At 72.5% G+C, this 24,942-nt stretch carries 21 protein-coding genes; 7 read left to right on the forward strand and 14 right to left on the reverse strand.

The genetic code is table 11. The features are described 5' to 3' along the window. The first annotated feature begins 315 nt into the window (after nucleotides 1–315). The 5 genes from NAEX_RS02545 (at nucleotide 316) to ruvA (ending at nucleotide 6,596) form a co-directional block, all read left to right on the forward strand. Nucleotides 316–1,971, forward strand: coding sequence for a hypothetical protein (locus NAEX_RS02545; RefSeq protein ID WP_096325927.1), 1,656 nt, complete (start codon nucleotides 316–318; stop codon nucleotides 1,969–1,971). 42 nt (nucleotides 1,972–2,013) lie between these two features. Continuing rightward, nucleotides 2,014–4,266 (forward strand): SF1B family DNA helicase RecD2, encoded by a 2,253-nt coding sequence (recD2, locus tag NAEX_RS02550; protein ID WP_170135392.1) that lies wholly within the window; start codon nucleotides 2,014–2,016, stop codon nucleotides 4,264–4,266. A gap of 440 nt (nucleotides 4,267–4,706) precedes the next feature. Further along, a complete protein-coding gene (locus tag NAEX_RS02555) occupies nucleotides 4,707–5,453 on the forward strand; it encodes a YebC/PmpR family DNA-binding transcriptional regulator (protein WP_096333498.1) in 747 nt (248 codons plus the stop codon). Nucleotides 5,454–5,466: 13 nt separating this feature from the next. Continuing rightward, on the forward strand, nucleotides 5,467–5,970 hold the full coding sequence (gene ruvC, locus NAEX_RS02560) for a crossover junction endodeoxyribonuclease RuvC (protein WP_096325929.1): 504 nt from the start codon (nucleotides 5,467–5,469) through the stop codon (nucleotides 5,968–5,970). Next, nucleotides 5,967–6,596, forward strand: a complete 630-nt coding sequence (ruvA, locus tag NAEX_RS02565) for a Holliday junction branch migration protein RuvA (RefSeq protein ID WP_096325930.1) — start codon at nucleotides 5,967–5,969, stop codon at nucleotides 6,594–6,596. Before ruvC ends, ruvA begins: the two co-directional genes overlap by 4 nt. 274 nt (nucleotides 6,597–6,870) lie before the next feature. Here ruvA and NAEX_RS02570 read toward each other — a convergent pair whose 3' ends face one another. Next, nucleotides 6,871–8,286: a S1 family peptidase gene (locus NAEX_RS02570; protein ID WP_170135393.1), complete on the reverse strand. Its 1,416-nt coding sequence runs from the start codon at nucleotides 8,284–8,286 to the stop codon at nucleotides 6,871–6,873. Nucleotides 8,287–8,735: 449 nt separating this feature from the next. On the opposite strand from NAEX_RS02570, the gene NAEX_RS02575 reads away from it, so the two are divergent. Together NAEX_RS02575 and NAEX_RS02580 are read left to right on the forward strand one after the other, a co-directional pair. After that, nucleotides 8,736–10,181 carry an MYXO-CTERM sorting domain-containing protein gene (locus tag NAEX_RS02575; RefSeq protein WP_096325932.1) on the forward strand — a complete coding sequence of 482 codons (1,446 nt, stop codon included), beginning with the start codon at nucleotides 8,736–8,738 and terminating at the stop codon, nucleotides 10,179–10,181. A 10-nt stretch (nucleotides 10,182–10,191) separates the two neighbouring features. Next, the gene (locus tag NAEX_RS02580) at nucleotides 10,192–11,073 is read left to right on the forward strand and encodes a Smr/MutS family protein (protein ID WP_096325933.1); all 882 of its coding nucleotides are present in this window, start codon (nucleotides 10,192–10,194) and stop codon (nucleotides 11,071–11,073) included. 110 nt (nucleotides 11,074–11,183) lie between these two features. On the opposite strand, the gene NAEX_RS02585 is transcribed toward NAEX_RS02580, so the two are convergent. From NAEX_RS02585 to NAEX_RS02645, 13 genes are all read right to left on the reverse strand, one after another. Then, nucleotides 11,184–12,470: a hemolysin family protein gene (locus NAEX_RS02585; RefSeq protein ID WP_096325934.1), complete on the reverse strand. Its 1,287-nt coding sequence runs from the start codon at nucleotides 12,468–12,470 to the stop codon at nucleotides 11,184–11,186. 52 nt (nucleotides 12,471–12,522) lie between these two features. Then, complete coding sequence (locus NAEX_RS02590) at nucleotides 12,523–13,737, reverse strand: M20/M25/M40 family metallo-hydrolase (RefSeq protein WP_096325935.1); 1,215 nt, start codon at nucleotides 13,735–13,737, stop codon at nucleotides 12,523–12,525. A gap of 20 nt (nucleotides 13,738–13,757) precedes the next feature. Then, entirely contained in the window at nucleotides 13,758–14,591 is an 834-nt protein-coding gene (gene argB, locus NAEX_RS02595) for an acetylglutamate kinase (RefSeq protein ID WP_096325936.1), read from the reverse strand. Next, nucleotides 14,588–15,658, reverse strand: a complete 1,071-nt coding sequence (argC, locus tag NAEX_RS02600; RefSeq protein WP_096325937.1) for an N-acetyl-gamma-glutamyl-phosphate reductase — start codon at nucleotides 15,656–15,658, stop codon at nucleotides 14,588–14,590. Before argC ends, argB begins: the two co-directional genes overlap by 4 nt. 520 nt (nucleotides 15,659–16,178) lie before the next feature. Further along, complete coding sequence (locus NAEX_RS02605; RefSeq protein ID WP_096325938.1) at nucleotides 16,179–17,099, reverse strand: hypothetical protein; 921 nt, start codon at nucleotides 17,097–17,099, stop codon at nucleotides 16,179–16,181. Between the two features lie 13 nt (nucleotides 17,100–17,112). After that, nucleotides 17,113–17,322 carry a hypothetical protein gene (locus tag NAEX_RS02610; protein ID WP_096325939.1) on the reverse strand — a complete coding sequence of 70 codons (210 nt, stop codon included), beginning with the start codon at nucleotides 17,320–17,322 and terminating at the stop codon, nucleotides 17,113–17,115. Nucleotides 17,323–17,331: 9 nt separating this feature from the next. Next, nucleotides 17,332–17,718: an acyl-CoA thioesterase gene (locus NAEX_RS02615; RefSeq protein ID WP_096333499.1), complete on the reverse strand. Its 387-nt coding sequence runs from the start codon at nucleotides 17,716–17,718 to the stop codon at nucleotides 17,332–17,334. Nucleotides 17,719–17,750: 32 nt separating this feature from the next. Beyond that, nucleotides 17,751–18,218, reverse strand: coding sequence for a hypothetical protein (locus tag NAEX_RS02620; RefSeq protein ID WP_096325940.1), 468 nt, complete (start codon nucleotides 18,216–18,218; stop codon nucleotides 17,751–17,753). Further along, nucleotides 18,215–21,187 (reverse strand): tetratricopeptide repeat protein, encoded by a 2,973-nt coding sequence (locus NAEX_RS02625; RefSeq protein WP_096325941.1) that lies wholly within the window; start codon nucleotides 21,185–21,187, stop codon nucleotides 18,215–18,217. The genes NAEX_RS02620 and NAEX_RS02625 overlap by 4 nt, the downstream gene beginning before the upstream one ends. A gap of 143 nt (nucleotides 21,188–21,330) precedes the next feature. Next, nucleotides 21,331–23,037, reverse strand: coding sequence for a sigma-54-dependent transcriptional regulator (locus tag NAEX_RS02630; RefSeq protein ID WP_096325942.1), 1,707 nt, complete (start codon nucleotides 23,035–23,037; stop codon nucleotides 21,331–21,333). A gap of 3 nt (nucleotides 23,038–23,040) precedes the next feature. Continuing rightward, nucleotides 23,041–23,463 (reverse strand): hypothetical protein, encoded by a 423-nt coding sequence (locus tag NAEX_RS02635; protein WP_096325943.1) that lies wholly within the window; start codon nucleotides 23,461–23,463, stop codon nucleotides 23,041–23,043. Nucleotides 23,464–23,484: 21 nt separating this feature from the next. Further along, the gene (locus NAEX_RS02640; protein ID WP_096325944.1) at nucleotides 23,485–23,958 is read right to left on the reverse strand and encodes a hypothetical protein; all 474 of its coding nucleotides are present in this window, start codon (nucleotides 23,956–23,958) and stop codon (nucleotides 23,485–23,487) included. A 118-nt stretch (nucleotides 23,959–24,076) separates the two neighbouring features. Further along, nucleotides 24,077–24,805 (reverse strand): hypothetical protein, encoded by a 729-nt coding sequence (locus NAEX_RS02645; RefSeq protein WP_096325945.1) that lies wholly within the window; start codon nucleotides 24,803–24,805, stop codon nucleotides 24,077–24,079. Between the last annotated feature and the right edge of the window lie 137 nt (nucleotides 24,806–24,942).

Below are 24,942 nucleotides of genomic sequence, written 5' to 3' on the forward strand. Positions count from 1 at the left end.
AAACATTACCTTGACGACATGCCCTTCGTGACATGTCGAGAGTTCGCATCGGCGGGCCCCGTGGAAGGGCTCGACGACGCGGCCGCGTCGGTCGAAGTCCGCGAGCGAGCCGGAGCCGCCTCCACGCGAGGGCGGCCCCCGGGTCCGCGCCTCCCAGGACAGCCGGGGACGAACCCAGGCCGTCCGCGGCTGCCGCGAGCTCTGCGGCCGGGAGAAGCTCCCTGTCTCGCCGAGAAAGGGCAACCAACCCGCGTTGTCGCCTCTCCTCACGTCGCCCCCCTGCAAGACCTTCCTGCCGCCGCGCGACCTCTCGGTGTGAGACTCCGGCTGCTCCTCGCCCTCGCCTTCGCGCCCTCCTGCATCGACTTCGTCCTCGACGCCGACCTCGACGGCCCGCAGGTCGTCGCCAGCGACCTGCCCGGCCCGCGCGCCGTCGAGGTCCCGGTGGCGGGCCCGTGGCGGCTCGAGTTCAGCGAGCCGCTCGACCCTCGCCGCCTGCGCGTCGCCCTGCTCGCCTGGGACACCGTCGGCGCCTGCGCGCTCACCCCCGAGTGCGACGAGGGCAGCTGCGAGCGCGGGCGCTGCCAGATCGACCCGGTCGCCGACGCCGACCTCCGCGCGCTCGAGCGCGGCGACCCGCTCGAGCGCGCCATCCCGCTCGCGCTGACGCTCGAGGACCTGCCCGATCGGCCAGGTACCCGCCTCCATGTCACCCCCGAGCGTCCGCTCGAAGCGCACGCCCGCCACAGCCTGCTGGTGTTCGCCCGCGACCGCCGCGGCGCCCCGCTGGTCGACGACGACGGCGAGGCCGCCGTGTGGCGGCGTGACCTCGTCACGGCCGGTCCCGCCAGCTCCGGCCCGGCGCCGCGGCTCGTCTCGCCGCCGCCCGGCGCCGACCTCGTGCCCACCGATCTCGCCCGCGTCGACACCGCCTTCCCCCGCCCGGTCGTCGCCGCCCCTGGCGACACCTTGCAGCTGCGCGCCGCCGATCACCACCGCGACCTCCTCGACCCCGTCCCGTGCCCCGGCTGGGTGCCCGGCCTCTGCCTGTCCTGGAGGACATCCGCGCCGCTGCTCCCCGGCGTCGTCTACGAGCTCGGCGGCGGCAGCTTGCGCGACCGCGCGGGCCGCCGGGTCGTCGCGCCGCGCGAGTTCGCCGCCTTTCGCAGCGGCCCCGGCCCCGACCTCCGCCCGCCCGACCTCGCCGGTCTGTCCTTCGCCCAGGTCGGCCGCTGCCTCCACGCCCGCCTGCACGCCCACGAGCCGCTGCGCCTGCGCCTCACCGCCGGCCCCGGCGCGCGCGAGCTCGTGGCCCCGCCCGGCCCCGTCGACCTCGCCCTCCGCCTCGACGCCCCCGCGGGCGCCCGCGTCACCGCCACCCTCCAGGCCTGGGATCTCGCCGGTCGCGCCGCCGAGCGCAGCTCGGAACATGTCCTCGGGGGCAGCTTCGATCGCGGCGCCCCGCCGCTCGCGCTCGCCGAGGTGCTGGCCAACCCGCGCGGCCGCGAGCCGGCGCAGGAGTTCGTCGAGCTGGCCGACCTCCGCGCCGCCGGCGACCCGCTCCTCGTCAGCGGCCTGCGCCTCGTCGACGGTCCCGCGGGCGCCCTCGACCTCGCCGGCGGCGATCTCCTGCCGCCGTTCACCTCCGCGCCCGGCCAGCGCCACGTCGTCGTCCCCGCCGCCTACGACCCGGCCCAGGGCGACGATCCCGGCCCCCCGCCGGGCGCCTCGCTGCTGCGCGTCGACGCCTCGCTGGCGGCCGGCGGGCTCAAGAACAGCCCCGGCGAGGCGCTCATCCTGGTCTTCGAGTCAGGTCCGAAAGGCCCTGTCGTATTGGACAGCTACGGCGGCTGGCACGACCCGGGCGATCTCCCGGGGCGCTCGCTCGCCCGCGACCCGGGCGGCTGCGACACCCCCGCCGCCTGGGCGCCGCACCCGAGCGGCCGCGCGAACCCGGGCACCGGCCCGTGAACGTTGCCGACCGGCGCGCGATCGGCGATGCTCCGCCGCCGCATGGCGTCCCCCGAGACCCCCGCAGACGACGCCGCCGGCGAGCGGATCGAGGGGGCCGTGCTGCGCGTCGTCCACCACAACCCGCAGACCCGCTACACGGTGCTACGGGTGGTGCGGCCCGGCGAGGTCGCGCCGCAGACGTGGGTCGGCCGCTCGACCGGCATCGAGGAGGGCATGCAGGTCACGGCCGCGGGCGAGTGGACGCACCACCCGAACTACGGCAAGCAATTCAACTTCGCCAGGATCGCCGCCAAGGCCCCGACCACCCTGCCGGGCATCCAGCGCCGGCTCGAGCGCTACCCCGGCCTCGGCGCCGAGAAGGCCGAGCGGATCGTCCAGCGCTTCGGCCTCGACACCCTGGCGATCCTGGACAAGTCGCCGCGCCGCCTGCTCGAGGTCGAGGGCATCGGCCCGAAGACGCTCGAGCGGATCTTGGCCCACCACACCGCGCGCGGCGGCCCGACGGCGGAGATCGAGAATCAATTGCTCGAGCTCGATCTGCCGACCCACTTCGCCGACGCGATCAGCCAGCGCTTCGGCGAGACCGCGCTCACCGTCCTGCGCCAGCACCCCTACCGCCTGGCCCGCGAGGTCCGCGGGATCGGCTTCATCACCGCCGACAAGATCGCCCGCGCCCTCGGCGTCGACCTCGAGAGCGACGAGCGCATCGAGGCCGGCCTGTTCCACACCCTCGAGCAGTCGGAGCAGAACGGCCACTGCGCCCTGCCGCTGCCGATCCTCGTGCAGAACGCCGAGCGCCTGCTCGAGCTCCCGCCGGTCCGCATCGAGGCCGCGGCGATGGCCCTGGTCCGCTCCGGCGCGCTCGTGCTCGACCAGCGCGAGGGCGACGAGGGCGAGCCGCTGCCGCCGCTGTGCTACCCGCCGCGCTTCTACGACGCCGAGCGCAACGTCGCCGAGATCCTCACCGACATCGCCCTCGGCGCCGGCAAGGGTCGCGGGCGCTGGACCGAGGTCGCGCCGCCGCCGGGGCTGTCGGCCGGCCAGCTCGCCGCGATCGCGGCGATCCGCGACGCCGGCCTGGTCGTTTTGACCGGAGGGCCAGGGACGGGCAAGAGCACCGTCACCCGCGCGATCATCGACACCGCGCTCGCCAACGAGTCGCCGGTGCTGCTGGCCGCGCCCACCGGTCGGGCCGCCAAGCGGCTCGCCGAGGCCACCGGTCAGCGCGCCACCACGATCCACCGCCTGCTCGAGATCGAGGGCGGCACCGGCGAGTTCTTCCACAACGCCCACAACCCGCTGCCCGAGGGCCTGGTCGTGATCGACGAGGCGTCGATGCTCGACCTCCCGCTGGCCGAGGCGCTGCTGCTGGCGCTCACGCCCCAGCACCGGCTCCTCCTGGTCGGCGACGCCGATCAGCTGCCCTCGGTCGGCCCCGGCAACGTCCTGCGCGACGTCCTCGCCGCGGCCGACCGGCCCGACTCGCCGATCCCGGTGGTGCGCCTGACCCAGATCTTCCGCCAGGCCGAGGGCTCGTCGATCGTCACCTCGGCCCACGCGATCCTGCGCGGCAAGGTCCCCGAGTCCGACCGCGCCGAGGGCGGCCAGTTCTACGTCGTCCAGGCCCGCGACAGCGAGCGCGCCCACGAGCTCGTGCTCAAGGCGATCACCGAGCGGATCCCCAAGGCCTACGGCCTCGACCCGCGCACCGAGGTCCAGGTGCTGTGCCCGATGCACAAGGGCAAGGCCGGCACCGAGGCCCTCAACGCCGCGCTGCAGGCCCACCACACCGCCGGCGCGCCCGAGCTGGTGCTGCCCGGCCGCCCGCCGCGGACCTTCCGCGTCGGCGACCGCGTGATGCAGACCAAGAACGACCACGAGCGCGGCGTCTTCAACGGCGACATCGGCCTCGTCACCGCCGTCGACCCCGAGCGCCAGATCCTCACCGTCGAGATCGACGGCGACCCTGTCCCTTACGACAGCAAGCAGCTCAGCGCGCTGCAGCTCGCCTACGCCGTCTCGATCCACAAGAGCCAGGGCAGCGAGTTCCCCGCCGTGGTCGTGCCGCTGCTCGGCGAGCACCACGTCATGCTCCGCCGCAACCTGCTCTACACCGCCGTCACCCGCGCCCGCCGCCTGTGCGTCCTGGTCGCCGACCCGCGCGCCCTGACCCAGGCCGTCCACCGCAGCGACGCCGCCCGCCGGTTCACCGGACTGCGCGAGCGCCTGCTCGCCGCCCTGCGCGAGCGCCTCGGCGAGCGCCGGACCGTGCGCCACATCGACGGCGCGTGAGCGCCGTGGCCACGCTTTTCGGACATGTCCTTTACGACATGCCCTGACGGACATGGTTTATCAGGCATGTCCTCGAGGGCATGTCCGAACGCCCTCCGCGGCGCGCCGGCCCCCTGGCCCGGGCGTGACCTGGCCGCGCGGGATCGGCGCCAGGCGCTGCGGCGGCCCGGGGTGGCGCCGCGGCTCGATCTCCGTCGCCTTCGCGGCCTCTTCACGGTCGGCGACGTCGCCTTCTCGCGGTGGAACTCCCGGGGTCGACGAAGGCGCCGGGGCAGCCGGTCGCCGCGTCCGCCGCCGGCCGGCGCACGAGCCGGAACGCACGTTCCGACGCACTGCCGGCGCGCCCCCGGGCCTCGGCGAGGACGCGCCCCAGGGCCCCCTCCCCGGCCTTGCGGGGTGCTTTTTTCCGTCTGGCGCGTGTGGTACTGACCTCGGTCAGCATGTCCGGCCACAGCAAATGGTCCACGATTAAGCGCAAGAAGGGGGCGCTCGACGCCCAGCGTGGCAAGATCTTCACCAAGATCGCCCGCGAGATCATGGTCGCCGCGAAGGACGGCGGCGGCGACCCGGCCGGCAACCCGCGCCTGCGCACCGCGCTCTTGGCCGCCAAGGCCGCCAACATGCCGAAGGAGAACCAGGAGCGGGCGATCAAGAAGGGCACCGGCGAGCTCGCCGGCGTCACCTTCGAGAACGTGCTCTACGAGGGCCGCGGCCCCGGTGGTTCGTGCTTCATCGTCGAGGTGCTGACCGACAACAAGAACCGCACGGTCGCCGAGATCCGCACCGCCTTCGGCAAGTCGGGCGGCGAGATGGTGTCGAACGGCGCCGTCGCCTGGATGTTCGACCACAAGGGCGTGCTCGAGGTGCCCAAGGCCAAGATCAGCGAGGAGGCGCTGATGGAGCGCGCCCTCGGGGCCGGCGGCGAGGACATCCAGGACTGGGGCGAGACCTGGGCGATCATGTCGTCGCCGAGCGACCTCGCCGGGCTGCAGTCCGAGCTCGCCGATCTCGAGCCGACCGGCGGCGTGCAGTGGATCGTCAAGCCCGAGAACGAGAAGGCGCTCGACGGCGACGTGGCGGTCTCGGTGGCCAAGTTGTGGGCCAAGCTCGACGAGCACGACGACGTCCAGAGCTGCTACACCAACGCCACCCTGCCCGACGACGTCATGGAGGAGCACGGCCCGTAGGCCGCGGACCCCGTTGACGCCTGCCACGCGGATCCTCGGCGTCGATCCCGGAACGCGGATCGTCGGCTACGGCCTCCTCGATCACCGGCACGGGGCTCGCCCCGCCTACGTCGAGTGTGGCGTCATCCGCCTGCGCGAGGAAGACCCGATGCCGGTGCGCCTGTCCGTCCTCGCCCGCACGATCGCCGAGCTCATCGCCGAGTTCGGCCCGCGCGTCCTCTCGCTCGAGGCCGCCTTCCACGGCGTCAACGCCAGCTCCGCGCTCAAGCTGGGCCAGGCCCGCGGCGCCGTGATGGCCGTCGCCGCCGAGCGCGGCCTCGAGGTCGCCGAGTACCCGCCCGCCTACGTCAAGCGCGCCGTCGTCGGCCACGGCCGCGCCACCAAGCAGGACGTCATGGCTCGCGTGCAGCTGCTGTTCGGGCTGGCGCGCCCCCCCACGGCCGACGCCGCCGACGCCCTCGCCATCGCGCTGTGCCACGCGCACGCGCCCAAGCTGCCCCGGAGGACAGGTCCATGATCGGCTGGTTGTCGGGCATCGTCGTCCACCGCGACGCCAGGCAGGGCGTCGTCGTCCTCAACGTCGGCGGCGTCGGCTACGAGCTGCGCGTGTCGCTGCAGACCCTGGCCGCCGTCGGCGACCCCGACGAGCACTGCGCGCTGTGGGTCCACACCCACGCCCGCGAGGACGCGCTGCTGCTGTTCGGCTTCGCCACCCAGGCCGAGAAGCAGCTGTTCCTGCTGCTGACCGGCGTGCCCAAGGTCGGCCCCAAGCACGCGATGGCGGTCCTCGGCGGCTTCCCGCTGGCCGAGCTGGTCGATCACCTCACGCAGGGCCGCGAGGTCATGCTGACGAAGATCCCCGGCATCGGCAAGAAGACCGCCGAGCAGATCTTGCTGTCGCTCGCCGACAAGGTCGCCAGCTTCGCCGCCGAGCTCGAGGGCCCCCCGCGCGGCCCGGCCCCTGCCAAGGCCGAGCCCGAGCCGCCGGCGATCGTCGAGGAGGCCAAGCAGGTGCTGGTCGACCTCGGCTGGCGCGTCAAGGAGGTCGAGGTCGCCCTGGCCAAGCTCACCGCCGGCGGCCCCGTCACCGCTTCGCTCGACGACCTGGTCCGCCGGACCCTGGCCCAGCTGATGGAGCGCTGAGGCGCTTTGAGGCATGTCCATCGGGACATGCTTTGAAGCACCGGTCTCGAAGGACATGTCGTCCCAGACATGTCACGGGACACCGCGCAGCGCCGGCGATCGCTCGCGGACGAGCGTCCTGCCCCTCGGGACAGCCGGCGGCCGCGACGGCCCGGATGGCCGCCGCCCCGCGACGGCCGCTCCTTCGCGGCGCGCGGGCCGATCCGGCCCCGGCCCGCCTGGCCCGGCACAGCGGCGCCCGTGGTCGTCACGGCGACCTGTCTCTCAAACCAGCTCAGCCGCCGGCCGTCTGCAGCTCGGCGACATACCAGTCGCCCCACTCGAGCCGCATCTGCATCACCAGCGTGGTCGGCTGGCGGCCGTCGGCGTCGCGGTTGCGGAGGGTGACGACCGCGTGCGGCGCGTAGGCGCCGGGCACGATCTCCAGCCGCTCGACCTCGAGGTGAGCGCCGCGCTTGAAGCGGCCGGTCGCCTCGGCGAACGCGAAGGTGCGGGCGGCGTCGACGGTCTGCAGGCGCATCATCGCCGCGTTCATGGCCGCGTCCTGGTCGCTCTCGGCGAAGTAGCGGGCGCCGACGTAGGCCTGGGCGAACTCGAAGAAGAAGCTGATCACCTGGTCCTTCGACAGCGCGCCCTCGACCCCGAGCGCCTCCATGAAGCCGCGGGTGCCGGTGCGGAGGACGACGTCCTGGACCTTGGAGAACGGCAGCTCCTCGGCGCCGGTCGGCTGGGAGTCGATGATGTCCTCGAGCGCGGCCACGAACTGCTGGACCGCCGCGCGCCCGTCGCCCGGCAGCTGCTCGGCGATCGTCGTCATGGTGCGCTGGCGGATCTTCCGGCTGTAGGTCGGCGACATCATGCGCCGCGCGACCTCGAGGTCGCCGCCGTCGAGCGCCTTGAGGAAGCCGCGGGCCCGCTCCGCCGCGCGCGCGCTCTGCTCGGCGGGGGTGTCCATCGCCGGGCGCTCGCTCAGCATCTGCGCCGCCTCGGCGATCGGGATCGCGTAGCCGCCGACGCGGTGCTTCCACGTCCAGCTGACGACCCCGACCACACGGCCGTAGCGGTCGAGCACCGGCCCGCCGCTCTGCCCGCGCCGCACCGCCTGCGACAGCCCGAAGAACGCCCCCGGCCCGACCGCGGGGTTGTAGACCTCGAGCTCGCGGACGTTGCCGGTGCGCGCCACGAACCCGGTGGGCCGCTTGCCGCCCGCGCCCGCGGCCTCGTCCTCGCCCGGGCGCGCCAGCAGCAGCACGCGGTCCTTGGCGTGCAGGTACTCCTCGATCGGCGCCGAGCCGACTGTCGCAAGGGACAGGGACGGCAGCGGCGCGTCGACGTCGAGCTTGATCAGCGCGAGGTCGCGGCTCGGGTCGATGTAGACGATGCGGACCGCGGCGAAGCTGCGCTGGGGCCGGAGCGCCGGGAACGTGACGTCCTCGATGTGGTCGGCGTCCTCGATCACGTGGCGGTTGGTGATGAGGTAGCCGTCGGGATCGACCACGAACGCGAGGCCGCGGCCGACGTCGGTCGAGATCACCGCGACCGCGGCGGCCCCCTTCTGCGCCACCGCCAGGTCCCCTTGCACGCGCCCGGTCTTGCCGCGCTCGAGCGTCACGTCGCCGATCGGACGGCTCGCGCAGCCCAGGGCGACGAGGGCGGCGCAGAGCGACAGGATCCGGAGCGCAGCAGGCACAACCTCCAGGCTACGGCACGCCTCGGGCGCGGGCCAGCCCGGCGCCAAATCTCGTGTGGTGGCGCCCACGGACGCGCTCCGCGGCCCGGGCGCGCCGCCGCGCGAACTTCAGCGTCCCTGCGGGCCGCCGCGGCCGAGCCCGCACCCGCCGTCGCGGCCACCGACATGTCACCTATCCCGAAGAACCTGTCCCAAAAGCCAGCACGAACATCGCCCGCGGAGGGCGCGCGGCGAGGTGGGGAGTGGGCCGAGATCCGGCCCGCCGATCCACGGGCAGCCTCGCAGATCATGAGTCGGCGTTCATCGAACGCGCCCACGCCCGCAATCGCGGAAAGCGGCACCCCTGTCGCTCCCGGCCCACGCGGCGGCGCATGCCCTGCCACACGCGCGCCGCCGGCCGCAGCCGAGATCGCCGCCGCACCGCTGTGATAGCGTGCGGTCGGACCCCTATGACTCGCCCCATCGCCTACATCTCGATCCCCTGCGCGCTCGCCCTCGCCCCGCTCGCCGCCTCGGCCGATCCCGGACAGCAGACCCTGTTCGGCCAGCCGGTGCAGGCCGCGCCCGAGCTCACCGAGGAGGAGATCGCGGCCCGCCGCGCCGCCTTCGAGAAGTACCTCGAGGACAACGACCTCATCCACGCCGGCAGCGTCGTGATGCCGCGGGCGATGGCCGAGGACGATCTCTCCGCCGGTCCGCGGCCGACGTACGCCTGGGACACCCCGCCGAAGCGCCACACCGTCTTCCTCAACTTCTTCGGCGGCGAGATGACGGGCGGCACCAACTCGGCGCTGATGGAGTCGCCGTGCATTCAGGGCGGCACGGTCCAGTACCCGCAGTTCCAGCGTTCGGAGCAGGAGGCGCTGGCGATCATCCAGGTGTTCAAGGACGCGATGGCCCCGTTCGGCGTGCGGATCGCCTACGAGAAGGCGCCGCCGAAGCACCTGCCGTACAGCATGGTGATGATGGGCGGCAAGCCGCAGGTGATCGGCCTGCCCAACGGCGTGCTCGGCGTGGCCTGCAACCTCGACTGCGGCGACACGTGGTGGCGCGACACGACCTTCGCCTTCACCGAGGTCGCCGGCGACATCCAGGTCCTCGGCACCACCGCGTTGCAGGAGGCCGCGCACGCCTGGGGCCTCGACCACATCGACGGCGAGGACAACATCATGTACCCGTACGCCACCTTCGGGAAGAAGGTGTGGGCCGACACCTGCACGGCCTACAACGCGGCGACCGGGCCGATCGGCTGCGAGTACGTCCACGACGAGTTCTGCGGCGAGAACGGCGGCGCGCAGAACGACGTCGCCGAGCTGATGGCCTACTTCGGCGCCAACTCGGTCGACGACGTGGCGCCGACCGTCACCCTGCTCTCGCCCGAGGACGGCGCGATGATCGAGCCCGGCACGGACGTGCTCGTCAAGGCCGAGATCAGCGACAACTTCGAGGGCTACGGCTGGCGCATGATGATCCCCGAGGCCGACATCGAGCAGCCCGCCTACTCCGGCGAGAAGCAGTGGTCGATCAAACCGCCCAAGGGCACATATACCATCCGCGTCGAGGCGCTCGACCACGACGGCAACATCGGCTTCGCCGAGGCCGTCATCCATGTCGGCGTCGAGCCGACCGACCCGACCACCGGCGGCGAGCCCACCACCGGCGGCGACACCTCCGACTCCACCAGCGGCGGCCCGGCTGGCGAGAGCGACACCGAGGGCAGCAGCGACGACAGCGGCTCGAACGTCACCGTCGGCCCGGCCACCGCCACCGCGCCGATGGAGCCCGGCACCGACGAGAGCGGCTGCAACTGCGTGACCGCGCCTGTCTCTCGCGACATGTCCGTTTGGATGCTCGCCCTCGCCGGCCTCGGCCTCGTCCGCCGGCGCCGCACCTGACCCTGCGGCCATGCCGCGTCGCCGACGTCCCGGCCGGACCGGAGCCTCGCCCCGGTCCGCGCCGCCGGAGCCGGAGGGCCGCCTGCGCGCTCCGCTGGCCGCCCTGTTCCCCGACGGCCTGCCCGCGCCGCCCCCGCCCGCGCCCCCGCCGCAGCCGCAGCCGCAGCTCATCAGCGAGCGTGAGCTGATGGCGCGGGCGTTCGCGGCCCTCGCCACCGGCGACCCGCTCGACTTCGACGCCCTGCGGGTCGTCACTCGCCTGCCCGCTGGGGCAGGTCTGAAGCGACAGGTCTCTGCGACCAGCTCGCCGCAGACGACGGGCTCGCAAGGACGACCGACCGGCGCCTCGCAGCCGGCGTCCCGGCCGGCTGCGAACAGCACGGCCGCGGACGCACGCTCCGCCGCTCCCGCCAGCGAGCGCGAGGACGCCGAGGCGTTCACGACGCTGATGCGCGCGCAGGGCGTGGCCCCGCAGCGCGCTGCCCCGCCCCCCACGAGCCCCGTCGCGGCCCTGCAGGGCCGGGCCTGGGCGGGCGCCGGCTGGCGCGACGACCCCGGCCGCACCCGCGAGCACGCGCGCGCGGCCGCCGAGCTGGTCGCCCGCGCCCGCCGCGGCCGCCTGCCGACCCTGCGCCTCCGGGGCCTGCGCCGCGAACCGGCCGTCGAGGCGCTGATCGCCTTCGTCGCCCGCGAACGCGCGGCAGGCAGCCGCTACGTCCGCGTCGTCACCGGCAAGGGCCTCGGCAGCCCCGGCGACCCCGTCCTCAAGGAAGCCCTGGCCGAGTGGTGCGCCTCGGTGGCCGGCGAGACCGACGTGGCCGCCTGGGCCCCCGAGCTCGACGTCCGCGGCGAATACGGCTCGGTCATCCTCCAGCTGCGCCCGCGGGCGTGACCCCGTGAAGCTGCCGGGCATCGTTCCGCGGCAGCACGAAAGATTCCCTTCCAGACATGCCCTCCACGCCATGTCCTCGGTGACATGCCTTTGCGAGCATGTCGAAACGGTCAGTCGTCGTCGTCCGCCTCGTCGCCGCCGGTCGGCTCGACGCGGACTCGGATCACGTGGCGCGCGTCGGCCTCGAGCACGCCGAAGCGCAGGCCCTCCCACACGAACACGGAGCCGGCGATCGGGATCTGGCCGGCCAGGTGCGTCAGCAGGTCGCCGACGCTGATCACCCCCTCGACGTCGGTCAGCTCGACGTTGAGGCGCTCCTCGACCCGCGTCAGGCTGTCCTGGCCCTCGACGATCACCGCCCCGCTGACGTCGGGCACCGGGGTCAGCGGCGCGCGGTCGCTCTCGTCGAAGATCTGGCCGACGATCTGCTCGAGCACGTCCTCGAGGCTGACGATGCCGACCGCGTCGCCGGCGTCGTCGACGACGATCGCCAGGTGGACCCGCTGCTCCTTGAACCGCTGCAGGAGGTCGTGCAGCCGCATCGTCTGGCTGACGAACACCGGCTGGCGGACGACCCGCGCCAGCCGCTCGTTGTCGGCCAGGTCGACGAGCTGCTTGATGTGCAGCACGCCCTTGATGTTGCCCGGCTGACCCTCGTAGACCGGCAGCCGGCTGTGACCCGAGCGCAGCGCCACCTCGCGCACCTGGGCGACGGTCCACGCCAGGTTGACCGCGATGATCCGGCTGGCCGGGATCATGATGTCGCGGACGATCTTGGCCTCGAAGCGGACGATGCCGGCGAGCAGCATCGCCTGCCCCGGATCGATCGAGCCCTCGCGCTGGCCGACCTGCACGAGGTAGCCGATGTCGTCGGAGGTCACTTTGCTGCCGCCCGACGCGCCCTCCTTCGGCTCGAAGCGCCGCACGATCACCCCCGTGACCGCGGTGAGCAACCACAGCGCCGGCGCCATGAGCTTGCTGAGCCCGCGCAGCACCCACAGCGCCGGCAGAGCCAGCCGCTCGGAGTAGATCCGGCCGAGCGCCTTCGGCGTGATCTCGCCGAGGATCAGCAGCATCACCGTCGTCACGAACACCGCGACCCCGACCGCCCAGCCGCCCCACGGCCCGCCCTCGAGGTGACGGATCGCCAGCGCGGTCACCACCGCGCCCATCAACGTGTTGGCGATGTTGTTGCCGACCAGGATGGTCGACAGCACCCGCACCGGCTCACGCACCCAGAACGCCGCCACGCGCCCCTGCCGCCCGCCGTCCTCGACCAGGCGCTTGGCCTTGTGCGCGTCGAGGCTGGTGATCGCGGTCTCCGAGCCGGAGAAGAACATGCTCGCGGCCAGACACAGGACGACGATCAACAGCCCCAGGACGTCGGCATCGCTCATCGGCGCGTCCCGACGAATTTCTCACGAGACGCGAGACCTCTGCAAGCGGGCGTCACCGGAAGCAAGTACCGGCCTCTTCCGCGAGGAAGCACGCCAGCGCCGCAGTGCGACGGCGCAGGCTGTCGAGGCTGCACCACTCTTCGGTCTCGTGAAAGTGTTGCCCGTAAGGGCCGAGGCCGTCGACGCAGGGCACGCCGTCGGCCGCGAGCAAGTTGGCGTCGGACCCGCCGCCCTGGAGCGGGCACTCGCCGACTTGTAGGCCGCATGCCGCGGCGTAGGGCTCGTAGACCCCGCGCAGCCGCTGGCTCGCCGCCGACGCTTCCATCGGCGGGCGCGTGATGCCGCCGGTGACCTCGACGACGACCTCGCGCAAACGCTCGGGGACATCGGTGAGCCCGGCGAACGGCTCGCGCTGCAGCGCGTTCAGGAACGCGGCCACCCGCTCGGCGTCGGCGACCGTCTCGAAGCGCGCGTCGATCTGGCACTTCGCGCTCGCGGGCACCGTGTTCTTGGCGGTGCCGCCCTCGATGAGCCCGACGTTGAGCGTGACGCCGCGCGAGTAGTCGGTGAGCCGCTCGACGCGATCGACGAGCAGCGCGAGCGCGTGGATGGCGTTGACGCCCTTGCGATGGTTGTTGCCGGCGTGCGCCGCTCGACCGCGCACGGTGATCGTGAACAGCCCGCCGCCCTTGCGGCGGGTGACGATCGTGTCGCCCTCGCGGCCCGACTCGAACACCAGCGCGCCGGTCAGCTTCGGCGCCAGCTCGCGGTACATCGCCGCGCTGCTCGGCGAGCCGACCTCCTCGTCGCTGACGACGATGAAGCGCACCGGCAAGCCCGCCCGCGCCGGCGCCACCGCTCGCAACGCCCGCAGCGCGAAGATGACCGAGGTCAGCCCCGACTTCATGTCGAGCACGCCGGGGCCGCGGGCGACGTCGCCGTCGCGGCGGAAGCTCAAAAACCCGAGCGAGCGCGGGAACACGGTGTCGATGTGCCCGACCAGCGCCAGCGACGGACCGTCGCCCACGCTCGGGTCGGCGTACACCCGGTGGTCGGCGAACCTGCCCGTAGGGTCAGGTACTTTGGTACAGGTGAGCCCGACCGCCGCGGCCGCCTCGTCGAGCGCGGCGGCTGCGATCTCGACGTCGTCGCGGGCGTAGGTGTGGCTCGGGAGGTCGACCAGCCGCTGCAGCAGCGGCACCTGTTCGGTCTCGAAGGCGGCGTCGACGGCCGCGCGCAGGGCGGCGCCGAGGAGTGGGTCGCGCATGGGCCGCGAGTGTAGCAGCGTCAGGCGACCAGCACGGTGCCGACGCTGCCGGGCGTGGCCGCCTCGGCCTGCAGCGCGCCGGCGCTGGCGCCGAGGATGTGGACTGCGCCGATCCCGAGGGCCAGGTTGGCGAGCGCCTCCTCGACCTTGGGGATCATGCCGCCGACGATCACCTTCATCTCGATCGCGCCGCGGGCCTCGGCCGCGCTGAGGCGAGCGATCCGCGTGGTCGGGTCGTCCTTGTCGCGCAGCACGCCCGGCACACCTGTCATGAGGAACAGGTGATCGACCTTGAGCGCGCCGGCGATCGCCGACGACACCGTGTCGGCGTTGATGTTGTAGACCGGGCAGGCGAAGCCCGCGGTCTCGAGCCCGACGCCGAGCGTGTTGATCACCGGCGTGTAACCGCCGGCCCACAGGTGCTCGATCAGCGCGGTGCGGATCTCGACGACGTCGCCGACGAGGCCGAAGTCGACCAGCTCCTCGCCGCCGCCGCTCACGCGCGTGGGCGGACGCCGACGCGCCGACACCAGGCCGGCGCTGACGCCGGAGATCCCGAGCGCGCCGCCGACCCCGGCCGCGAGCGCGGCGGCGACGACGTCGACCGAGAGCTCGCCGGCGAGGACGTACTTCATGACCTGGAGCGTCGCCTCGTCGGTGACGCGCCGGCCGCCGACCTTGACCGGCTGGAGCCCCAGCCGCTCCTGCAGCGCGTTGGCCTGCGGCCCGCCGCCGTGGCAGATGGCGAACTTCCACCCGGCCGCGGTGAGCCGGGCGACGTCGGCGAGCACCGCCGCCAGCGCGGGCGCGTCGGCGATGACCTCGCCGCCGAACTTGAGGACCGCCGTCGTCATGGCCACAGCCCCGGGGCGTCGATGCCGGCCGTCTCCGCGAGCCCGAGCATCAGGTTCATCGACTGCACCGCCTGCCCCGCCCCGCCCTTGACGAGGTTGTCGAGCGCGCTGACGACCGCGAGCTGACGCTGGCCGGTCGCCGGATCGACCTGTCCCAAAGTCCAGGACAGGTCGACGTACATGCTGCCCTTGATCGCCACGACCTCGGCGCCGACCTTGCTGCCGAGCACGCGGACGAACGGGGCGTCGCGGTAGAACTCGCCGTAGAGCGCCTTGACGTCGAGGTCGCCGGGCACCGGGACGATGCTGGTCGCCAGGATCCCGCGGACCAGCGGCGCCGACACCGGCACGAACGCCAGCGAGAACTCGCCGCCGTGGCCGCCGCGGCCGGCCGCGTCGCGCAGCGTCTGCTCGATCTCCGGCGTGTGCTGGTGGTTCAGCACCTTGTACGTCTTGAGGTTGCCGGCGCGCAGCGGGTGGTGCGTGCCGATCTGCGCGTACGCCCCCGAGCCGGACGAGCCGGTCATGGCGACGGTGTGGATCGCCCCGCGGAGCAGGCCGGCGTGGGCCAGCGGCAGCAGGCCGAGGGCGATCGCGGTGGCGAAGCAGCCCGGCGAGGCGACCCGGCGGGCCTCGCGGATCGCCGCCTTGTGCAGCTCGGGCAGGCCGTAGACCCACGTGCCGAGGTGCTCGGGGTGCGGATGAACGTCGCCGTAGAAGGTCTTGTAGGCGTCCTTGTCGCGCAGGCGGAAGTCGCCGGACAGGTCGATCACCCGCGCCGGCACCTCGGCCAGCTCGCCCGCCATGGTCGCGCTGACCTTGTGCGGCAGCGCGAGGAACACGACGTCGACGTCCCGGGCGGCCTCGGCCGCGGGGATGTTCTCGAACACCAGGCCGGTCTTGGGCAAGTTGCGGTGGACCGCCTCGAGCGGCTCACCGACCTGGTCGATGCTGGTCACCCGGACCAGGTCGACGCCGGGGTGCCAACGAAGTAACCGGATCAGCTCGGCGCCGCCGTAGCCGGTTCCGCCAATAATCGTCACGCGTGGCCGCGAATTCGTGGACATGGGGCCTCTGTGCCGGACTTCCTAGCAGATGCCCGTGACGCGCGCGATGTCCGGCCTCGCACCCGCACGACATCGGTGTCATGGCCTGTCGCGGCGGCCGGCGGGCCATGCCTGACAGCGATGTCATACCCGGGCGGAGCGGCGCCGCACCTGACAACCTGTCATCAATGATCTCGGGAACTTGCCACCCTGGCTCGTGACCTGCACTCCTAGGTCGGTGTCGCCGGGGACAACGCCGACGACCCTACTTACCTTAGCCCTTCCGCTTGGCCTTCTGACTTGAGCCTTCCTTAGCTTCGCCTACGTCGCTTACCGCTTACCGCTTGGCCTTGGCTTCTTCTTTGGCTTGAACCTTCGCGCCTGACTTAAAAACTAAAGACTTCGCCTGACTTATCGAGTCGTTTTGAGCTTGTCGCGCTTCGCTTGGTCGGTGCAGTAGCAACATCTTAGATCTGGGGGGGGACCCGGGATGCTTTGGTCGGCATCTCGGGTTCTCGATTTTAAGGCCCCCAGCCGGATCTCAGTGCAGGTGATCCTCGGGCTCGACCACGTGGTCGGCCAGCCGCTCGACCTGGTCGGGCCCGAGCAGCCCCTGCAGCGCCGACTCGAGCTCGGCGCGGCCCGGCTCGCCTGGCCCGAGAGCCAGGTGCGAGGCCGCCACCGCGAAGTGAGCGCGCAGACCGCACCGCTCGCCGAACGGCATCGCGTGGACCGCGGGCGCCCAGCCGTCGCGGCCGAGCCGCTCGTGGTCGGCACGGATGGGCCCGCCGCAGCGCGGACAGACGAGCTCGCCCTGCGGCTCGCCGCGCCACAGTGTGATCAGCGGATCGCGCCCGCCCGTCCGCGCGCTCGACCACCAGCGCGAGTCGAACGGCAGCACGCCCGGCAGTTCGCGCGGCAACAGCCCCTCGGCGCGGAACCACGCGGCGCTGAGGTAGTACGCCGGCGCTTGCCGCTGCTCCTGCTCGCGCGCCTCGACGAACAGCGACGGCCGCTCGAAGTGCGGGTCGATCGTCCACGACGCCTCGAGCCGCTCGCGCATCGGCCCGCTCAGGCGCGTGAAGCGATGGCCGACGACCACCCGCGTCAGACGATCGGCGAACACCCACAGCACGTTGCCGAGCTTGTGCCACGGGTCGATCGTGAGGTCGCAGACCTTGAGCTTGTCGCACGCGAGGCCGTCGCGCGCGCGCCAGACCGACACGAGCTTGAGCTCGATGCGGTCCTCCCAGTCGAGGCGATCGAGGCCGTCGTGCGGCTCGAGCCCGAAGTGCCACTGCAGCGCGCTGCCGAACCGCCCGCGCGAGCCGCGAGGCGTGACCAGATCGGCGGCTGGCCCCAAGGCCAGGCCGCGCGCGTGCTCGGCGAGCGCCTCGAGATAGGCGCAGCGCCGCAGCGGAGCGTCGCGCCCGTGCGGCGGATGGCGGAGCGGCAGCCGCATCGCCGATGCCGGACTACTTCGCCTCGGGCGCGGGCGCGGCGTCGGCCGGCTTGGTGTCGGTCTTCGTCTCGGTCTTCGTCTCGGTCTTCGTCTCGACCGTCTTGCCGTTGACCGTCTTCGTCTCGGTCTTCGTCTCCTCTTCCTTCTTCTTGCCCGGCTGCTCGGCGCAGCCGGCGGTGAGACCGAGAGACAGGGCGAACAGGGAACAAGTGAGGCGCTTCATGCCGGCAAGCTAGCACTCCGCGTCGCGGGGCGGAAGTGTGCGCTGGATCGGCACCGGGCGGCCGCGGTCGTCGACTTGCACGTAGACCAGCTCGGCGGTGGTGACCTCGACGCTGCGGCCGCCGATCGGCTCGTGCGCCTCGACCCGGACGCGGATCGTCAGCGAGGTCGACCCGACGTTCGTGACCTCGGCGTAGAGGCTGACGATGTCGCCGACGTGCACCGGCTCCTTGAACACGACCTCGCGGACCGCCACCGTCACGACCTTGCGCGCGCCGATGGCGTGCGCCGCGACCGCCCCGGCCTGGTCGAGCAGGCTGAGGATGTGACCGCCGAAGATCGTGCCGTGCGCGTTGGTGTCGCGCGGCATCATCATGACCCGAATCGCGGGCTGCATGAGGCGGACGATGCGCCAATCGGCGCCGATTGTCACGCGGGCGTGCGCCCGACGGCCCGCTGAATCGCGGCGTAGATCGTGTCGGCGTCGGCGTAGTCGGGGCAGTAGCTGAGGGCAGGATCTCGTTCGGACAGGGCGCGGAACCGCCGCTCCTCCGCGCCGAAGTCGTACGACAGGATCACCGGGCCGCGGAAGCCGGCGTCCCGCAGCGCCCGCAGCACGAACAGGCCCTGGTTGTCCTGCTGGAAGGCGCGCGCGCGGGCGACGTCGCCGTTGAAGCGGGCGGTCAGCGCCACGAGGTCGCCGAGCAGCGCCTCGATCGGCGTGCGGTCGAAGCGCATGTCGAGGTACACGAGGTCGGGCTGCAGCGACGGCAGCAGCGCGCACGCCTGCTCGCCGCTCTTCGCCTGGGTGTAGCGGATCCCCCGCGCCACGAAGGTCGAGAGGTTGGTCAGGTACTCGTCCCCGTCCTCGACGACGAGGACCTTGATCTCGCTCATGGCCCCTCCTCCACGGTGAAGAAGCGCAGCACCACCGCCTTCTGCCAGCCGCGCTCGGGCTCGACGGCGATCGAGCCGTCGTAGCGCGACAGGAGGTCGGCGGTGATGCCCATGCCGCGCTCGACATAGCGGCCGCGGAGCATCTCGTTGCTGAGCTGCTCGGTCGAGCGGTCCTTGATCCGGATCGCCAGCGTCGACAGCCCGGTGATCTCGTCCATCTCGGTGACGAGGTCGATGCCCAGCGCGATCGGCTTCGGCCCGTACAGCACGCTCGACTGCAGCGAGTTGCGCAGCACGTTGGTGACGATGTCCTCGAGGTCGGTGTGGAACACGCGGATCTTGGCGCCCTCGCCGGCGATGTGCGGCTCGGCGATCTGGACCCTGGCGAACTGCGGCTCGGCGACCACCTGGGCGAAGATCTCGCGGATCGTGGCCGGGTCGACGGCGACGATGCACAGCGAGCGAATGACGCCCGACAGCTCCTCGAACGCCTTGCGGCCGAGGACGTGGCCGCTGCGGCTGAGCCGGCGCGCCCACTCGAGCTTGAGCGCGTGCCGCTCGCGGTTCGGCGCCCGCTGCAGCCCCTCGAGCCCGCGCAGGTCCTCGAAGGCGGCGATCATGGCGCTGAAGATCGGGTCCTTGCGGTAGAGGTTGAGGTTGATGTTGTGGCTGCGGCCGACCTTCTGCAGCTCGTCGACGTAGCCGAGGAAGCGGCCGTGGATCCCGCGCTCGCGCAGCGACCCGCGCCCGGGCGCCGGCGTGGCCTCGTTGCGGTCGCGCGGGGCGCCGAACAGGCGCGCGGCGACGACGGCGGTGCGCGCCTCGGCGTCGGGCTCGTCCATCTCGAGCGCGCGGCCGACGTCCGACAGGAAGGAGGTGTTGTGCTTGAGGATCTCGTGGCGGATGAGGCTCAAGATCCGCGCGACCTCGGGGAAGCTCTTCGGCGCCCGCTCGAGCATCTGCGCCAGCGAGGCGCCGCGCAGGCGGCGATAGACCTGCCACGCCGGGATCGCCACCAGCAACAACGCGAGCGCGCCGGCGCCGAGGTAGATCCGCAAGAAGGTCGCGTCCATGCGCTCGCGCAGGCGGTGCGCGGCGTCCCAGTGGAGGTTGTACTCGTCGGCCTCGCGCAGGAACTGGTCGAGCTGCTCGGAGGCCTCGATCAGGTGGTAGTCGTCCCACAGCCGCTTGGCCAGGCGGAAGCGGGCCGTCGCCGAGCCGAGCTCGGCGGCGCGGCGCAGGTGGACCGTCGACTGCGCCGGCAGGTCGCCCTCGAGCAAGATGCCGAGGCGCTCGTGGACCTCCATCTGCTCCTCGGCGAGCGCCAGGCTCTGCTCCCAGAACTGACGCGCGTCGCCGGTGCGACCCTGGGCGTACACGACCTTGGCGAGCTCGTTGTAGACCACCGGCTCGCTGCGGAACCGCTCGCGCGCGCGCTGCAGGATCTTCTCGGCCTGGTTGAGGTCGCCTTCTTCGGAGACGCGCAGGTAGGCCTCGTTGATCATGCGCTGCAGCGACGGATCGAGGCGCTGCAGGTTGTCGGGCGGCTCGTTGAGGTAGAGCGGCTCCTCGGGGCTGACCTCCTGCGTGAGGTCCTTGAGCGCGCGCTCGGCCTGCGCGCGGTCGGGATCGTCGTCAGGCGCGGTGCGCAGGAACCGCTCGTAGTGCCGGCGGGCGGCCTCGCGGTTGGTGCGGGCGTTGAGCTCGCCGAGCAGGATGTGCAGGTGATGCAGATCGGGCCGCAGCAGCAGCGCCTTCTCGAGGTGCTCGATGGCCCGCACGTCCTCGGCGCCGGCGAACTGCTTCTTGTAGACGAGGCCGAGGGCCATGTGCGCCTCGTAGTCGAAGCGATCCATGCGCACGGCCAGCTTGAGCTGATCGACGGCCTTGGGGATCCGGCCCTTGCGGGCGTAGATGACGCCGAGGGTGTAGTGGGCCTTGGGGTACCACGGCGAGTTCTCGATCGCGGCCAGCAAGTCGCGCTCGGCGGCGTCGAGGTCGCCGGCGCGCATCGAGGCGAGCGCGCGCCGGTAGCTCTGCTCGGCGAGCTCGCTCGGCCGGCCGCCCTGCTCCTTCTCGAGCTTGTTGAGCTCGACCTGCAGGCGCAGGTCGTCGACCTGCTCCTTGGCCCGCTTGGCCAGCGGCGTGCCGGGGTACGCGGCGCTGAGCTCCTCGTTGATGGCGATCGCGCCCTCGAGGTCGTTCTGCTCGAGCAGCAGGTCGGCCTGCAGCCGCAGCGCGTCGGCGCCCGGCTTGCGCCCGCCGGCGACGCACTCGCGGCGGTAGAGGTCGAGCTGCTTGAGCGCCGCCTCGCGCTGGCTGTCGCGCTCGCGCGTCGAGGCGGCCCGCTCGGCCTGCTTGCTGAGCAAGGAGGCGACGGTGAAGCGGATCTCCGGCGGCCGACCCTCGGTGCGCGGGTCCTGCTCGGCGATCTCGAGCGCGAGGTTCAGCCGCTCGTCGTCGTAGCGCTCGTCGCAGCGGCCCATCCACTCGACCAGAGTGCGCCGCTCGGCCAGCCACAGGCCGCGCGGGTCGTAGGTGCGCAGCAGCTTGAGGTCGTCGATGGCCCGCCGCGGGCAGGTGTTCTCGCGCGCGCGACGGGCCCGCAGGTAGGCCCGCCCGCGCAGCGCCCCGGGGTCGCCGGGCTGCAGCTTGAGGGCGTTGTTGTACTCGCGCAGCGCGTCGTCCGGCCGCCCCTCGCGCTCGAACCGCGCGGCCCGGCTCATGCTGACGTCGAACTGCTCCATCCGCTGCTCGGGCGTGAGCCCGCCGGGCTCCTCGAACGCGCTGTCCTCCTCGGGCGGCAGCGGCAGCTCGGCCAGCGGGTCGTAGACCGGCTTCACCGTGCTGCCGTCCTCGGCCTTGCCGGGCTTCTTGGCGGCCTTGCCGACCGTGGGGGCCGGCGCGGCCGAGGCGACGGGCGCGCTGGCGAAGAGGACATGTGCGAACAGGCATGCCCCAAGGCGCATTGCCGATCGGACATGTCCCTTGCGCACGGTCGCTAGCCCTTCGCCGAGGTGGTGGAGCCCGCGCCGGACGGCTCGCGCCGCCCGGCCCGAGGCGACAGGTTAGCAGGCGCAGGCGGCGAGCGACGCATGGTCAAAACCCCCCGCTAGCCGTCGGCGCGGCGCTTGAGCCGGCGCAGCTTGATCCCGAGCTGGTTCATGCGGAGCTGGATCTTCCGCCCCGCCCCGGCGTCGTTGAGGAGGATCTCGCCCATCTTGCCGAGGTCGCCGAGGCAGCGCTCGTAGAGGTGCTCCAGGTACTGGCGCTCGACCGCGCACGAGACGGCGTTGAGCGATTCGCCCGGACGCACGACGATCGCCAGGCGCGCGAGGTCGGCGCCGTCGGCCGCGACCTCCTCGACCGGCGCCTCGGACGCGGCGGGCGCGGTCATCGGCCGCAAGAGGTCGCTGACGGTGCGCGGCAGGATCGGGATGATGTCAGGACGCCCGGCCTCGCCCAGATCTTCCGGCTCGATGCGCTCGGGCCGATCGACGAGGTCGACGAGGGTGAAGGTGAGGAGGTTCGAGAGGGTCATCTCGAACTGGCGGAAGTTGCCGGGCCAGTCGAACTCCTGCAGCAGCTTGAAGCTGCTCGGGTGCAGGAGGACGTGCATGCGCCGGGCGTCGCCGCGCGGAGGGATCGATCGGCCGACGGTGACGGCGAGGTTGTCGTTCGGGCCGGGCGCCGGGAGGCCGCGCTGCAGCGCGTACTGGGCCAGGAGGTCGCGGTTGTACGCCTCGGCGGTGACGCGGCGCATGAACCACTCGAGCAGCTCCTGGAAGTCGTCGCGCCGCTCGCGGAGCCCGGGCAAGGTGACCGCGGTCGCGGGGTTGAGGCGCATGTAGAGATCCTCGCGGAAGCGGCCGGCGCGGACCATGGCGGCGAGGTTCTCGTTGGTGGCGACGACCAGCTTGATGTCGGTCTGCAGCTCCTTGGTGGCGCCGATCGGGCGGTAGGTGCCCTCCTGCAGCACGAGCAGCAAGGACTTCTGCAGCTCGAGGCCGAGGTTGCCGATCTCGTCGAGGAACAAAGTGCCGCCGTGGGCCCGCGCCAGCACGCCCTCGCGCGAGCTGGTGGCGCCGGTGTAGGCGCCCTTGACGACGCCGAACAGGTGCGCGGCCATGAGGTCGTTCGGCAAGGTCGAGAGGTCGACGGCGACGAACGGGCCCGCGCGCTCGGAGCGAGGGTGGATGAACTCGCGGGCGACGAGGCTCTTGCCGGTGCCGGTGGCGCCCTGGATGATGACCGGCAGGCGCCCGCGCGCGAGGATGCCGAGGCGGCGACGCAGGCCGATCATGGCGGCCGAGTTGCCCCAATAGAACGGCTCGCTCGCCGCAGCGACGTGCCGCTCGCGCTGGGCGAGGATGCCGTCGATCTGCAGCTTGAGCGCGCGCGCGTCGAGGTAGTCGTCGGCGAGGAGGTAGGTGTAGTCCTCGGCGCGCAGGCGCTCGGCGTCGGCCTCGAGCGGGAGGTCGTCGCGCGAGGTCATGACGATCACCGGCAGGTCGGGGTGGCTCTGCCGGATCTGGTCGAGGATGTAGAGGCCCTGGCTGCGGCGCAGCCGCTCGAACACCTTGGCCGGATCGCCGCCGCGGGCGAGGAGCGGCTGCTTGTCGTGCGGCAGCAGCTCGGCGTCGGGGATGTTGAAGTGGACGTCGAGCAGGACGAGGTCGACCTGGCCGGCGTAGCGCCGCAGCGCCGCCGCGGTCTCGCGGTAGTTGCGGGCCGGCGGCAGGAAGCTGTGCTCGGGCATGTAGCGCCGGCACAGCTCGAGGTAGTTGTCTTCGTCGTCGATGATGAGGATCGACGGCACGACTCACCCGCGCTGTGACTGGAGGCGTCGGTGCAGCTTCTGCAATTCGCTGCGGATCGTCTGCTGCGCGGCGCGGATCTGCGGGCGCGCGGCGGCGATGGCGTCGCGGTCGCCGCGCACGAGCGCCGGGCCGTGCGCGCGCAGGACGTCGACGGCGGCCTCGACCAGGACGAGCTCGGGCGCCGGCAACGGGCGCGGCCAGGCGGCGGCGAACCGCGACCACAGCTCCCACGCGGTCTCGACGGTGCCGTCGCCGCCGCTGCGCGTGCGCAGAAGATCGCGCCGCAGGGCCTCGATCAGCTCGTCGCGCAGCGGACCGTGCCAGTGGTCGTCGCCGAGGTTGGCGGACATCCAGGCGACGTACTTGCCGAGGTCGTGCTTGAGCGCGGCGACCTGTTCGGGGAAGTCGGCGACCGCGAATGCCATGGAGATGCGATCGCCGGCGGCTCAGGCCCCGGCCGGCTTGTGATAGCGGGTCGCGCGGGCGCGCCCCGTGCTGTCGATCTTGCCCATCTTCTTCATCCACGCGAGGTAGCCGCGCAGCTCGGCGATGTCGCAGTCGATGCGCTTGGCGAGCTGGCCGATGGTGAGCGGCTCGTCCTCGATGGCGGTGAGGATCTGCTTGTAGACCTGGACCTCGCGCGCCTCCCCGGCGCCGTTGGCCGCGCCCTCGCCCTCCGAGGCGGGCGTCGCGGCGGCCGCCGCCGGGCGGCCCGCCCGCGCGGGGACCAGCGCGGCGAGGGCCTCGCGCAGCTCGCTGATGCTGAGCTGGCGGATCGAGGCGCCGGCCTCGCTGCTGAGGAGCTCACTGAGCTTGGTGGTGGCCGGCATCCGCGCCACCGTGTTGATCGCGGCCTTGCGGAGCAACGTGGCCCGATTCTGGCGGAGGGCAGATTCGAAGAGCTGGGCGATCTCTGTCATGGAAGTCCACCACGAACGCCGCATGCGGCCCACACGGGCACACGCGTGTCGGGGGAGACGTAGCGGCAATCAGGCGCAAAAGCAAGGGGCCCGCGCACCCCCGCGCCCTCGCCGGCTTTCAGCCCTCGCAGGTGAGGAACCCGAGATCCAGCAGCTCTTTGGAGCCGCAGGCGGCACAACACGCTTCACACTGCCCGGTGCCGTCGAGGTTGAAGCCCCAGGTGACGTCCCCGGACTTGCCGGCGAAGCAGATCCATTCGTCCTTGAAGCACTGAATGGTCTGATAGACGTCGACGCCGCGGCCGGCGGTGCGGAAGGTCGAGTCGCCGTCCGGCCAGGCCCAATCGCGGTCCTGCGCGAACAGCTTCCACTCGATGTCGAGGCCGTCGTCGCAGTCGTCCGTCAACAGCCACTCCTGGAAGATCGGCGGCGAGCAGACCGCGATGGCCTCGTCGGCCCCGTTGGGACAGTCGGCGGTCTTGTCGCAGAGCCGCTCGGTCGGCATGCAGCCGGCGTTCTCCCCGCAGACGTAGACGTGGTCGAGCTCGCAGTAGCAGTCGCCCTCGGAGCAGTAGGCGTTCTGCCCGCAGTCCTTGGCGCACGCCTCGTCGACCGCGGGCGTCGCGTCCTGACAGCCGGTGTACGGGTTGCCCTCGTAGCCCGGATCGCAGAAGCACTTGCCGTCGCCGCAGCTCGCATGGTTGCCGCACGCGACCTCCTGGCAGGTCTTGTAGTCGTCGGGCTCGCCGTAGAGCACGCAGCCGCCGGCGACGGCGGCGGTGAACAGCCCGGCGAACAGAGGGAGCGAACGGAGGGCGGTACGAAGGGTCGAGAGCGTGCGCTGCATGGCAAAAACCCGAGGCGGCACGGCCGGTCGCGAGCCGCGCCCACCGCAAGGTTGCGCGAGCGGCCGGGCCCACGCAATGGGGACCGCACGGACGCGGGCTGGTCCGGCCAAAGCCGGCGCGGACGCCGATGACCGGC

The sequence above is a fragment of the Nannocystis exedens genome, assembly GCF_002343915.1.
Lineage (GTDB): Bacteria > Myxococcota_A > Polyangia > Nannocystales > Nannocystaceae > Nannocystis > Nannocystis exedens.